The organism is Marivirga sericea, from assembly GCF_900177665.1.
In the GTDB taxonomy this organism is placed as follows: Bacteria; Bacteroidota; Bacteroidia; order Cytophagales; family Cyclobacteriaceae; genus Marivirga; species Marivirga sericea.
Window position 1 is genome coordinate 1,225,404 of sequence record NZ_FXAW01000001.1, and the last position, 13,003, is coordinate 1,238,406.

Here is a 13,003-nt window from a genome sequence, read left to right on the forward strand (position 1 = left end):
ATTACCAAATAATTTTAACTGCAGAGCTATTAAAAAAGCAATAAAAAAGCCACCTACTTATTAAATAGATGGCTTTCAGTATATTATAAAAAACTAAGACTTATTATTTGTCTTCTTTCTTATCCTCTTTATCGTCCTCCTTCTTCTCTTCAGCTTTAGCTTCTTCCTTTTTGGCTTCTGCTTTCACTTCATCAGCTTTAGGCTCTTCTTTCTCTGCAGCTTTTTTAGCTTCGGCTTTTTCAGCTTTTGGCTCTTCCTCTTTTTTAGGAGCAGCTTTCTTCTTACTTCCACCTTTAGCATCATCTTCCATTTGTGTTTTCAATGCTGATAAAGCATCTAAATCACCTAATGTAGATGAAGAAGCTTGTTGCTTAGGAGCTGATTTCTTCTTACCAGTACCTGTAGCTTTCTTCTTAGGAGCAGGAGTTTCTTCAACTTTAGAGTGTGTATGCAAGTGTGACAATACAATACGCTTATCATCTTTAGAGAATTCTAATACTTGGAATTCTAAAGACTCTCCTACTTCTGCCATAGAATCATCTGCCTTCTTCAAGTGCTTAGTTGCAGCAAATCCTTCGATACCGTATGGAAGCTCCAATATGGCACCTTTTTCGTTTTTGTTCAACACAGTACACTTGTGCTTAGAACCAACAGTAAATACTGTTTCGAAAGTATCCCAAGGGTTTTCTTCTAATTGTTTGTGTCCTAATGCTAATCTTCTGTTATCAACATCAAGTTCTAAAACAACTACGTTCAACTCTTCTCCTACTTTCACGAATTCAGATGGATGCTTGATTTTCTTAGTCCAGCTTAAATCTGAAACGTGAACCAATCCGTCAATACCTTCTTCTAATTCGATGAACAATCCGAAGTTAGTCATGTTTCTAACTACTCCTTTATGCTCAGTACCAACAGCGTACTTAGTTAATACTTCTTTCTTGTTCCAAGGATCTTCAGTCAATTGCTTGATACCTAATGACATCTTGCGCTCTTCTTTGTCCAATGTAAGAACTACTGCTTCTAACTCATCACCTACATTGATGAAATCTTGAGGATTTCTCAAGTGCTGTGACCAGCTCATTTCAGATACGTGAATCAAACCTTCAACACCTGGAGCGATTTCCAAGAATGCACCGTAATCAGCAACATTAACAATTTTACCTTTCACTTTAGAACCTACATCAAGGCCTTCAGCCAATGAGTCCCAAGGGTGAGAAGTTAATTGCTTCATACCTAAAGAAATACGTTTCTTGCCTTCGTCAAAGTCTAATACTACAACCTTCACTTTTTCGTCAAGCTTCAATACTTCTTCTGGGTGGTTAATTCTACCCCATGAGATATCAGTAATGTGCAATAGACCATCAACACCACCAAGGTCAATAAATACACCAAAGTTGGTCATGTTCTTGATAACACCTTCTAGAACTTGTCCTTTTTCAAGGTTGTTCAAGATTTCAGCTTTCTGCTTCTCAAGGTCTTTTTCTATCAATACTTTGTGTGAAACTACTACGTTATCATTGCTGTAGTTAATTTTCACAACTTTTACTTCCATTTTCTTTCCTACGAATACATCGAAGTCACGAATTGGCTTCACATCAATTTGAGAACCTGGTAAGAAGGCTTCTACACCGTGAACATCCACGATCAAACCACCTTTAGTTCTTCTTTTTACTAAGCCTTCAATGATTAAGTCTTCGTCAAGCGCTTTTTGGATTTTGTCCCAAGCACCTACAATTTTTGCTTTTCTTCTGGATAAAACTAATTCTCCATTTTGGTCTTCACGCTCTTCAACGTAAACCTCCACTTCGTCACCAATTTTTAAATCAGGAGTGTCACGGAATTCATTAGTTGGAACCAATCCATCAGATTTGTATCCAACGTTTAATACCACGTCACGATCATTAATCGCTACCACAATACCTTTTACTACTTCTTGCTCAGCCAAGTCAGTAGCAACATTGTCATACATTGCAGCTAACTCTTCTCTTTTAGCTTTTGAGTAGCCTTCACCAAATCCTTTGGTTTCAAATGCTTCCCAATCGAACTCTTCGTTCTTTACGTTTTCTTGATTTTCTGCCATAATGTGTCAGGGCTCTTTAATTACAATGTCAACCCGAGCCAAGATTTCCATCGTTTTGGTTTACAAATACTTACCTATTAAGATAAGCCCATTCACTCGAACGGAACGCAAAGGTACGATTTATTTGGAAAGTCGCAATAAGTTGGCTTTCAGATAATAAAAAATCACCCCTTCTTTAGTTCAAAAAGATGGACTTCAGGAAGAACAATACGATAATACTCTCCCGCTACATATTCAGATTGAGTGGATTTAACAATAAAAAACTGATTTTTAGACCATTCAAATTGATATCTATAGTAATTTCCAATAAATGTTTTTTCGATCAGTTTTGATTTAAATTGATCTTTCGAATTGTGTTCAGAAGAAATCAAAATGTTTTCGCTCCAGATTCCCATCAACTTATTCTGCCCTTTACCCAGAGAGCCTTTCGGGATTAGGTTAATTTCGCCTAGTAAATTAGCTACTGACACATAGACTGGATTTTCATAAATATCCTTTGGAGTTCCACTTCTTATAATGTTACCCCCTTTTTGAATATGAATAATATCAGCCAGATAAAAAGCTTCATAAAGATTATGACTAACTAATAAAATTGTGGTATCTAAAGCTCTTTTTACTTCTTTGACGGCATCAAGTAGGATTTGACGAGTCGGGAAATCGAGTTGAGTAAAGGGCTCGTCAAGCAATAATACAGCTGGCTGCGTAGCTAAAGCACGAGCTATTGCCAGCCTTTGCTTCTCTCCTCCAGACAGCTTCTCTATTTTCTGAGATTGAAGATCTTCTAAGCGCATCAACTGAAGTAGCTGTTTGATTTGTTGCTCAGCAAAATCATCTTTAAAAGCTAATAGAGCATCTTTTAAATTTTCAAGAACTGTTCGGTTATGGAGTAAATTAAAATTTTGGGCCACATATGCTAATTCTTCATGACCTGCAACCAAAACCTCTTCCGGATTATCTAATCTTTCGCCTTCATATAAAACCTCTCCTTGATCAACAGCGGTAAGTCCAGCTAGGATTTTCAATAAGGTCGATTTGCCCTCACCGCTCTTGCCCATTATCACATGGGTTTCACCCTCCACGATTTTTAAATTGACATTTGAAAGTATTAGTTTTTCAAATGATTTGGACACACCTTTCGTTTCTAAAATAACCTTCGCCATGCAGGGGGTTTTGTATTTGATTACAAATCTAGAAAAATTGACAACTTAAATTTGAGCGCAATACCATAAAGCAAGGTAAAATACAGATGCAAGCTGACAACTTTAAAAGACTAACTTTCTACCGTAGCTACAAACAAAAAAAGCGAACTGATGTTCGCTTCATTTATATATCTGCAAAAAGAAAAGACTTTAATCCTCTTTCTTATCTTCTTTTTTCTTAGTTGCTTTTGGCTTGTCTTCGGTTTTCGCTGCCTCTTTCTTAGGTGCTGCCTTTTTCTTAGGTGCTGCCTTTTTTGCTTTTGGAGCTTCTTCTTTACTCTCAGCCTTAGCAGTATCTTCTTTCTTAGCAGCAGGTTTTTTCTTATCTGCTTTAGCGAAATCTGCTTTTATTGCTTCTACATCAACATTTTTGATAACAGGCTGTTGCTGCAACTTCTGGATACTCACTACCCTTTTCTTTGCTACTACTCTGTTTCTTCTTGCTTTTCTTTTAAGACTTGTTCCTGCCATGATTAGTTCTTTGTCAAAATTGGATTGCAAATGTAGGGCTATAGTTCTTTTAATCAAAATATAAGTTCAATATTTTATTTTGATAATCTAAAGAGAACCGAAACCATGCCCTGCCGGAAATCATTATCGCCTATTTGAAGCGTAATTGGATTAATTTTCAATTCCAGGTTTTCATACACCTCGATTTTAAACTCTAAACCGAATTCAAAGCCATAGATGGCTTCATTCCGGTTTCCTGCCTCGAAGAGTAGGTCCTCTCTTCTATAAGCAAATAACCATCCTAAAAATGGAGAAGCAAATGGACTAATTGAAATTCTCTTACTTTCAATTAATTTATAGGAAAAACTTGGTGACAAAACCACACTATTAGCATAAAATGCGTTAACCTGTCTAAAAACATTAGAATGCAGCACTGATAAATGTATGGTGGGAACAAAATTTAGCTTTGTTTCAGCATATTGCATCTCTTTCTGAATATCAATCCCAAAACCTGTCACATCATCCAGACCACTTTTCGATAAGGAGGAATAGACAAACCCACCTCCTGCATATACTTGAGCTTGAACTGATTTAGCAAAACTAAGTACTAAAACAAGAAAAAACATGCTTACCCTAACTTTCATATAACAAGAATTTAAAAGGTTTATTGAAACAATCAGACTAATGACTTAATATTTAGACAATAGGTTGGAATGCAAGTCAAAATAAAACCTGTGAATTAGAAAATCACAGGTTTTATTATTTAGACATACGTACATTCTGTACAATCAGCCCAAGATAATTCTCACATAAAAATTATTTAGAGGAATTCTCTTGTGCATCTACGTCTTGCTTATTCTTCACATATTTCTCCAACCACTGATGTTGCTCCCATAACATATGCATAATACTTTCTTTGGCATTGTAACCATGACTTTCTTTGGGCAACATTACTAAACGAGCTGTAGCACCCAAACCCTTTAAGGCATTAAAATATCGCTCACTTTGTAAAGGATAAGTTCCAGAGTTATTATCTGCCTGACCATGAATCAATAATAAAGGAGTTTTCATTTTGTCGGCATGCATAAAAGGAGACATTTCATAATAGGTCTCAGGAGAGTCCCAGTAAGATCGCTCTTCACTTTGAAAACCAAAAGGCGTAAGGGTTCTATTGTAAGCACCACTTCTAGCAATTCCAGCGGCAAACAGATCGGAATGAGAAAGTAAATTAGCTACCATAAAAGCCCCATAAGAGTGCCCTCCTACTGCTATTCGATTTCTGTCTATATATCCCATTTCGTCTACAGCGTCAATGGCTGCTTGTGCATTATCAACTAACTGTTTTCGAAAAGTATCGTTTGGTTCTTCTTCACCTTCTCCCACAATTGGAAAAGCAGCCCCATCTAATACTACATATCCTTGCGTTACCCAATAAATTGGACTTCCGTAATAGGGGTAAATAAATTCATTGGGATTAGAGGTGTTCTGACCTGCGCTGCTTTTATCTTTATATTCCCGTGGATAAGCCCATAAAATCATTGGCTTCTTCTCCTTTTTTGTTTTATCATAATTTACTGGCAAATACAATGTACCATCCAATGACAAACCGTCTTCTCTCTTATAACTGATGACTTCCTTATGGACATTCTGCATACTTTTGAATGGGTTTTCAAACGATGTGATTTGCTTTAAATCATTTTTCTTTCTAATATTTCTGAAGTAGTAGTTAGGGTATTCTGTTTGAGCTTCTATTCTAACCAAAACAGTTCCTTTTTTCATATCGATCGAGGAATACAAATTCTCCAACTTATCAGTATATTTTGACACATAAAGTCGATTGGTCTTTTTGCTATTCAGATTAATTTCATCTACAAATGGAAACTGACCTTCAGGAGTATACCCTTCACCCATTAAATAAGCTTTGTCACCATCCATTTCAAGAATATATTCATTGAAATTATTTTTGGTCGTCACAAAGCTGCCAGGGTCATTGTATAAGTCTTGATAGTTTCGATCGAAGAGAATATCGGGTTCTGCCTCATTATTCGAAGGATCAAAAACGTAGGCCTTCATATTTCTAGAATTCCACCAATAATCATAAGCAATTGCTATATTATCGTTCCCCCACTGGATATAACGATATCTATTAATCGTTTTTAATAACGGCTTCCCTTCTCCATTAAAAGGAGCCTCCAACTGATAAACCTCATCTCTGAACTCTACTTCATTTTCAGGGTCACCTTCATCTAGTGCTTTGGCATAGACTAGAGTAGCAGCTTTATCATTTCTCCAATTCATACTTCTTCTGCCCGTCCTCACTGACATAAATCCTTTGGGTAAGACTTCTTGCAGAGGAACATCCATTACCTTATTGATTAAATTACCCTCTATATCGTATACATTAGTTTCATTTGGAAATCTGTAGTATGGAACTAAGTACGAGAATGGTGTCTTGATCTTACTTACCATCACATATTCACCGTTTGGAGAAACGGCAACATCAGAGTACATGGCAGTGGGCAGGAATTCTGAAACATTGCCTTTTAAGTCCAGCGAAACTATTTTAGATTTCGCTAATTGCTCAAAATTGAATTCATCATTAGGATTGCTCAATAAATCTTGATAAGTCCTGTTCTGGGCCTTTTCCCCGTCACTCACTGAAACAACTGGACCGCTTGGTATTGCATCTCCTGCATTAATAAGTTCTTTCCTATCTTTGGGTAAAACATTGACGAAGAGCCCTGCATTATTCTTCTTCCACTGTATGGGGTTACCCATATTTGCATTTGCGGTTCCACTCATCAGCCTAGTTGCTTGACTCTTATTAATATCAAGGATCCAAATCTCAACACCAGTGGCTGTTGTGTGCGTAAAAGCGATCATAGATTGGTCTGGTGACCAATTAAAATTTGCTAATCTAGGGTTTTCGGGCAAGCCTTCTACGGCCACGATATTATCCTTAAGTGCTTTTTTAGTTTTAATATCATTGTAGTAACGCGTACGGCTTCCAATATTGGTTTTTGGATTAATACGTAGACCTCCTAATCTCAATTCTTCTTCAGACAACTCGGCTATTGATTTGTAAGGGTCTCTGAAAATAAGCACCACATTTTCGCCTTTATTGTCAATAAGAACCGATGGGGCTAAGGGAGCATTCACTAATTCCAATATCTCATTTGGAGGTTCTTGATATTGTAGATTCTCTTGGGCTGTTAAATTCCAGCTAAAAAATATTAGTAATATCAGGTATAACACTTTTTTCATAATCTGTAATTTTTGGTTTAAACTAAATCATATTTTAAGGCACAAGACTAGATTTCATTCATCATAGATTAAATATCCCTTTTAGATAAACTTATATAAACCCAGTGGGAATTGCTATGGCTTATACGTCAAAGGAAAAACTAAATGTTTAATGGCAAAAAACACCTGCAAAATTGACAAAGTCATTGGTTTAGAGTTTTCTTGACCTCTTTTACATCATTACAAATTATGTTCTAAATACCCTGAAAAACTTCGTTTCACAATAGGCAAAAGCGTTTCTTCATATGGATAGGGCTGCATGGCTACAACGCGAAAAGCAGAATAATTAGAAACCAGTCTAATATTTTTCAACACTTGGATTTTGAGCTGTTCTAATGTTGTGCCAATAGATTTTTTTACTTTATCAATAAAGACAGTTTGAAGCCCTCTGAATTTCTCTTCTGCTGCTTCAAATATTGTAATTCGATACTGGTAAATATGGTAAAAAGGGTCATATTGAGGATCTATAAGTAATAAGCCTTCGTTTTCTTCTAGTGCTTTAACACCAACTGGTTCGATGATCAAATGCTTTTCAACTTCATCAAAAATATCTTTTCCGATTGTGATATGGGATTTCAAACTATCTATAGTGAAATCAAGAATATCTTCAAGTTCTTTAAGCTGATGATCTTCTTCTATTTTTGACTCGAAAAACATCCTGAAATTCTTCAAATCAATTTGTGTCAACTCTTTAGGAAATGACTTCCATAGTTTTTGCTTGCCAGCTTTTAATTGAAAAGCATTGTTATAATGCATCAGTAACTCAGCAAAAGTGGGATACAGTTTATGTTGCTCAAATGAATTACCCACTTGCTGAAGATAAGCCAAAAGAATATACTTCTTGTATTCAAAATCTAAACTTCCTTGCGTTATCCAATCATCTGCTAACTTTTTCATGTTTCAATAATTTTAACTTAAAATGACATAGTAATATAACCAAAATCTGTCAAAAGTTCATAAACGATATCTCGAATAATATTACATGACATTTTTAGATTGAAAACCCTGCAATTTTGACACGCTTTTGTAAGTGGCACATTTAATGTTATCAGCAATGCAGATTAAAACAAAATCAAAACATAAATTATAACTAAAAATGTCAAACGTATCATTTAAACCAAACGAGGATAGGGTTCTAGTGGAACCAGCTCCGGTAGAAGAAAAAACAGCTTCTGGTATCATTATTCCAGATACTGCAAAGGAAAAACCACAACAAGGTACAATCGTTGCAGTAGGCCCAGGAAAAGATGATGCTCCTGTCACTGTAAAGGTGGGTGATTCTGTTTTATACGGTAAGTATTCTGGAACAGAATTCACTCTTGAAGGAAAAGAGTATTTAATCATGAGGAATTCCGACATTTTCGGTACTATTTAAAAAAAATTTAACTAAAAACATTATAAAACTATGGCAAAGGATATTTCATTTGACCTAAGAGCCAGAGATGGCTTAAGAAAAGGCGTTGACAAATTAGCTAACGCGGTTAAAGTAACTTTAGGACCAAAAGGTCGAAACGTGATTTTGGATAAAAAATTCGGTGCTCCTACTGTAACCAAAGATGGTGTTTCAGTAGCAAAAGAAATCGAATTGAAAGATCCTATTGAAAACATGGGCGCTCAGCTTGTGAAAGAAGTAGCTTCCAAAACAGCTGACGAAGCTGGTGATGGTACTACAACTGCTACTGTTTTAGCGCAGTCTATCTATAAGCACGGATTGAAAAACGTTACAGCAGGTGCCAATCCTATGGATTTGAAAAGAGGGATCGACAAGGCCGTGAAGGTTGTAGTTGAAAACTTGAGAAAACAATCTAAGGATATTTCAAACAGCAACGAAATCGAGCAAGTAGGTACTATTTCTGCTAACAACGATGCAACAATCGGTAAAATGATTGCTGAAGCAATGGACAAAGTTGGTAAAGATGGTGTTATTACTGTTGAAGAAGCTAGAGGTACTGAAACTGAAGTTAAAACTGTAGAAGGTATGCAGTTTGACAGAGGATATCAGTCTCCATATTTCGTGACCAACACGGAAAAAATGGAAGCTGAACTAGAAAATCCTTATGTCTTAATTTATGACAAAAAAATTGGTAGCATGAAAGAATTGCTTCCAATATTAGAGGCAGTTTCTCAAACTGGTAAGCCTTTATTAATCATCTCTGAAGAAGTGGAAGGTGAAGCTTTAGCTACTTTGGTAGTAAACAAAATTAGAGGTTCTTTAAAAATTGCTGCTGTTAAAGCTCCGGGCTTTGGAGACAGAAGAAAAGCAATGTTAGAAGATATTGCGATCTTAACTGGTGGTACTGTAATTTCTGAAGAAAGAGGTTACAAATTAGATGGCGCTACTTTGGAGTACTTAGGTACTGCTGAAAAAATCACTATCGATAAAGACAATACTACTATTGTTAATGGTGCTGGTAAAAAAGAAGATATCCAAGCGAGAGTGAGTCAAATCAAATCTCAAATGGAAAATACCACTTCTGATTATGATAAAGAAAAGTTACAAGAGCGTTTGGCTAAATTAGCTGGCGGTGTAGCAATCCTGTACATCGGTGCTGCTACTGAAGTAGAAATGAAAGAAAAGAAAGATAGAGTTGATGATGCTTTACATGCTACAAGAGCTGCAGTTCAAGAAGGAATTGTTGCAGGTGGTGGAATTGCACTATTAAGAGCTATCAAAGCATTAGATAAAGTTGATGTTGAAAATGAAGATCAGGAAACTGGTGTTAACATCATTAGACTAGCGCTTGAATCACCTTTAAGAACTATCGTTGAAAATGCAGGTCTTGAAGGTTCAGTGATCATCAATAAAGTATTAGAAGGAAAAGATGATTACGGATATAATGCACGTGAAAATAAATATGAGAATTTATTTAAAGCTGGTGTGATCGATCCAACCAAAGTAACTCGCTTAGCGCTTGAAAATGCAGCTTCAATTTCCGGATTATTATTGACTACAGAATGTGTGGTTTCTGATGAAGAGGATGAAGATGCTGGTGGCGGAATGCAAGGTGGCGGAATGCCAGGCGGAATGGGTGGAATGGGTGGAATGATGTAATTCCCCATTTTTAAAGAAGAAAATCAAGGCTTTGTCGATTGACAAAGCCTTTTTTATTTTTTATTCTTTAAATACCTTAGATTTACGTAAAAGAAATTAAGAAATGGACAAGCATCATATTTTCAAGAATTACGAAAGCTTTATTTTGTTCTTACTAATTCATGTAGGGAGTTCAGATTATAGTCTAAAAGGGTCAGAAATTGAAGTTATCCTTTCAAAAATGGAAGACTATTTCCCCGACATTGACGACATGGACCAGCTTAGAACAAAATTCATAGGTTTGAAGGATGAATATGAAGAGCTGTCAGATTCCGATATTAATCATATCATATATCATAATTATCTGCATTACAGAAATGATAGCATCAATGCCAATCGAATCATGAACGATTTACAAGAAGTTATTATGGCAGACGGTTTCATCCATGACATGGAAACCAAAACAATGGAAGCCATAAAAAAACTATTAAATATTAGAGAATCTGATTTCTAAATTACTAGAGCAAATACATGACTGCTATAAAATGCGTAATAGTGCCTATCAGCACAAATATATGCCATATTGCATGAGCATAACGCATTTTATGATTAGTATAAAAAATAGTACCAAGCGTATAGCTAAGCCCACCTCCTATTAGCAATAACAGCACTGTAGTTGATAACTCTTCATATAACGGCTTAGCAATAAATACTGCTATCCATCCCATTCCTAGGTATAGAAATAAGGAAAGTTTAGGGAAACGATGAGTGAAAAATATTTTGAAAACTGTCCCAAATACAGCAATTCCCCAGACGATCCCAAACATTAGCCACCCCATAGTACCGCCTATTCCTAGAATTAGGAAAGGGGTATAGGTACCTGCTATCAGAAAATAAATACTAATGTGATCGAAGATTCTCAAGATTGCTTTCGTTTTTTGGTGCTGAATAGCATGGTAGAGCGTTGAAAAAGTGTACATCAATAAAAACGCACCCCCAAAGAAACTGCTACTGATAATATGGAAAATGCTTCCTTCCAGTACAGAAAAAGTAATAAGCAATGATATGGCCACTACACTAAATAATATTCCAAAGCCGTGCGTAAGGCTGTTAGCTAATTCTTCTTCTATCGTTTGAGGTCTTTTCAAAATTTTAATGGTTTTTGTGAACCAAAAGTATGACTTATCGCTTAGCAATACAAGGATATAAGTTATCAGATCTCTTCAAATAATAGTTATTTTGAAAGCTTTTTGGTAGCTTTGCTGTCTTTCAAAGCAAGTTTGACCATTTGCATCTATCTTTTTTAGATACCTTCCCATGGTTATCCCACTTTGAACCCCTCTCAAAAGGGATTTTTTAAATTCAAGTAAAATACTTGTCTTACACTACTAATTAAAACCCCACTTTATGGCAAGATCGCAAAATAGCTTTATCAAGAAACAGAAAGAGAAAAAGCGCATGAAGAAAAAAGAAGAGAAACAAGAGAAAAAAGAATTGCGCAAAGAACAATCAAAAGGCGGTGACTTGGATGACATGATTGCATATGTTGATGAGTACGGAAATATTTTAGATAGCCCTCCGGAAGAGCCCAAAAAAGATAAGAGAAAAGACAAGGAAGATAATTCCGAAAATAAAGAAAGCTAATTCTTTAAAAAATTACTACCCCGTAAAAATCAAAAGGCGAGCTTAAACTCGCCTTTGGGGTGATAATGATAGTAATTTATCATTTATCCTACCTCTTGATAACGTTTGAGAGGCAACCTCCCGACTCGTTAATATGAATATAGGTATTCAAATCGATAGTTACAAGCGTATTCAATAATATTTTCCAATATTTTTTTGAGAATAAATCTAATATGAACTAAATAGCAGACTGATATCTTCACTTCTTTTGTACAACTTAATTGCTATGAAAAAAGAATGCCCCTCTTGTGCTATGATGATTGAAAAGAATGCTCAAATCTGTCCGATTTGCCAGTATGAGTTCCCTCGTGCTAGTTATCGAAATTATTTAAAATGGGTCGCCCTTCTATTGGCAGTACTTTTCCTTTTAGTTATTTTACTTTAACAAAACATCGATATGAAATCAGAATTTCCATATGCTATCATCAATGTGTTTTCCAATTCTTCAATAAGTGCCCTTGGTAACCCATCGGCCATTATACTACTAGATGAAAAATTGTCAGATGATAAATTACAATCGATTGCTACTGATTTACAGCAACCTGCCACTACATTTTTATGGAGAACAGAAAAGGAAAATGAGTTTCTTATTCGTTGGTTCGCTCCAGATGCTGAAATAGGTCTGTGCGGCCATGGCGCCATGGCTGCAACTGTATTTTTATCAGATCGTTTTCCAGAATTAGCTAAAACTAACACATTTAAACTAGTTAAAGATAGCACAGTAATAGAGGGAGGTGTCAATTCAATAAATGATCACTTTATTTATTTAGAAAACATCCAGAGAAGTAGGAATCAAAATCCGCCAGAAGGTTTGGAGGATGCGCTCAATCAAAAAATAGTTGAATACTATACAACTAACAATAAGAATATCGTAGTACTTGAAGATGAGGTTAGTCTAAGCAGTATGAAACCTAATTTTGAGAAACTAAAGAAAATAGAAGTGTTCGGATACTCTGTCACTGCACCTTCCTCGCAGAAAGACGATTTCGTTTGTAGAACTTTGGTTCCGCATGTTCAACAATTAGAAGATCAGGCTACTGGATCGACACAGGCAGTTTTAGTTGATTTTTGGGCCGATAAGTTGGGCAAGTCTACATTAGAGTCCCGCCAACTTAGTCTTAGAGGTGGCTATTTTAAAGCTATCCATTCGTCTGAGAAATTTAAACTCATTGCCCACTCCTATTATTCTGTAAAAGGAACTTTTTACTTAAATTAGAGATTTACAAAATGCAGTTATCATCGAAAAAAATATCAAAG

At 35.8% G+C, this 13,003-nt stretch carries 12 protein-coding genes; 5 read left to right on the forward strand and 7 right to left on the reverse strand.

Translation table 11 applies throughout. The features are described 5' to 3' along the window. Window positions 1–103 precede the first annotated feature (103 nt). The 6 genes from rpsA to B9Y84_RS05100 all read right to left on the reverse strand — a co-directional run bounded on the left by rpsA (window position 104) and on the right by B9Y84_RS05100 (window position 7,929). The gene (gene rpsA, locus B9Y84_RS05075) at window positions 104–2,080 is read right to left on the reverse strand and encodes a 30S ribosomal protein S1 (RefSeq protein ID WP_085515986.1); all 1,977 of its coding nucleotides are present in this window, start codon (window positions 2,078–2,080) and stop codon (window positions 104–106) included. A gap of 164 nt (window positions 2,081–2,244) precedes the next feature. Then, window positions 2,245–3,240: an ABC transporter ATP-binding protein gene (locus tag B9Y84_RS05080; protein WP_085515987.1), complete on the reverse strand. Its 996-nt coding sequence runs from the start codon at window positions 3,238–3,240 to the stop codon at window positions 2,245–2,247. 189 nt (window positions 3,241–3,429) lie between these two features. Further along, window positions 3,430–3,807, reverse strand: a complete 378-nt coding sequence (locus tag B9Y84_RS05085) for a hypothetical protein (RefSeq protein WP_139827941.1) — start codon at window positions 3,805–3,807, stop codon at window positions 3,430–3,432. Between the two features lie 17 nt (window positions 3,808–3,824). Beyond that, on the reverse strand, window positions 3,825–4,373 hold the full coding sequence (locus tag B9Y84_RS05090) for a hypothetical protein (RefSeq protein ID WP_139827942.1): 549 nt from the start codon (window positions 4,371–4,373) through the stop codon (window positions 3,825–3,827). A 172-nt stretch (window positions 4,374–4,545) separates the two neighbouring features. Beyond that, entirely contained in the window at window positions 4,546–6,993 is a 2,448-nt protein-coding gene (locus B9Y84_RS05095) for a S9 family peptidase (protein ID WP_085515990.1), read from the reverse strand. Between the two features lie 219 nt (window positions 6,994–7,212). After that, complete coding sequence (locus B9Y84_RS05100; protein ID WP_085515991.1) at window positions 7,213–7,929, reverse strand: hypothetical protein; 717 nt, start codon at window positions 7,927–7,929, stop codon at window positions 7,213–7,215. Window positions 7,930–8,128: 199 nt separating this feature from the next. Here B9Y84_RS05100 and B9Y84_RS05105 point away from each other — a divergent pair, with 199 nt between their 5' ends. From B9Y84_RS05105 to B9Y84_RS05115, 3 genes are all read left to right on the forward strand, one after another. Continuing rightward, window positions 8,129–8,407, forward strand: coding sequence for a co-chaperone GroES (locus B9Y84_RS05105; protein WP_085515992.1), 279 nt, complete (start codon window positions 8,129–8,131; stop codon window positions 8,405–8,407). A 30-nt stretch (window positions 8,408–8,437) separates the two neighbouring features. Next, entirely contained in the window at window positions 8,438–10,084 is a 1,647-nt protein-coding gene (groL, locus tag B9Y84_RS05110) for a chaperonin GroEL (protein ID WP_085515993.1), read from the forward strand. 103 nt (window positions 10,085–10,187) lie between these two features. Further along, window positions 10,188–10,577, forward strand: a complete 390-nt coding sequence (locus B9Y84_RS05115) for a TerB family tellurite resistance protein (RefSeq protein ID WP_085515994.1) — start codon at window positions 10,188–10,190, stop codon at window positions 10,575–10,577. 4 nt (window positions 10,578–10,581) lie between these two features. Here the strand turns inward: B9Y84_RS05115 and trhA are convergent, their stop codons facing one another. Then, window positions 10,582–11,211, reverse strand: coding sequence for a PAQR family membrane homeostasis protein TrhA (gene trhA, locus B9Y84_RS05120; RefSeq protein ID WP_085516045.1), 630 nt, complete (start codon window positions 11,209–11,211; stop codon window positions 10,582–10,584). 259 nt (window positions 11,212–11,470) lie between these two features. On the opposite strand from trhA, the gene B9Y84_RS05125 reads away from it, so the two are divergent. Both B9Y84_RS05125 and B9Y84_RS05130 read left to right on the forward strand, forming a co-directional pair. Beyond that, window positions 11,471–11,707, forward strand: coding sequence for a cold-shock protein (locus tag B9Y84_RS05125; RefSeq protein ID WP_085515995.1), 237 nt, complete (start codon window positions 11,471–11,473; stop codon window positions 11,705–11,707). 436 nt (window positions 11,708–12,143) lie between these two features. Continuing rightward, window positions 12,144–12,962, forward strand: coding sequence for a PhzF family phenazine biosynthesis protein (locus B9Y84_RS05130; protein WP_085515996.1), 819 nt, complete (start codon window positions 12,144–12,146; stop codon window positions 12,960–12,962). Window positions 12,963–13,003 lie beyond the last annotated feature (41 nt).